Source organism: Clostridium sp. DFI.1.208 (assembly GCF_024463855.1).
GTDB lineage: Bacteria > Bacillota_I > Bacilli_A > Erysipelotrichales > Erysipelotrichaceae > Clostridium_AQ.
On the sequence record NZ_JANGCA010000236.1, the window covers coordinates 1 to 333 of the forward strand.

Here is a 333-nt window from a genome sequence, read left to right on the forward strand (position 1 = left end):
CCAACTTTACCAGTCCGCGAAACGGAGCATGGTTCCAGACAGAGACAGCTTCTCAGAAGGAGGACCTGTTCCTCATGGGGCGTGGAAGCCGTGCCGATTACTATGTGAGCGGTGCTGCAAATGCGGGGCAAAAGTGGCCGTGGGACAGTGATGGGGAGGTCAAGGAAGCCTATAAGATCCGCTTCATCACATCGATCAGTGAAGCAGATGTCGCAACCTATGAAAGAAAACAGTACGAGATCAGAGAGGAGTAAGGGATGGAAACAGAAGAGAAGAGAGCAGGGAAGCAGCGCAAGGGGATGATCTTCCTGATCGTCCTGCTCCTGCTTGCGG

The 333-nt window shown here is 53.5% G+C and carries 1 protein-coding gene; it reads left to right on the forward strand.

Features of this window, described 5'->3' with window-relative positions; genetic code table 11:
- Positions 1–254: hypothetical protein (locus tag NE665_RS24190; protein ID WP_256302742.1), on the forward strand; the 254-nt coding region annotated here is incomplete at its 5' end.
- Between the last annotated feature and the right edge of the window lie 79 nt (positions 255–333).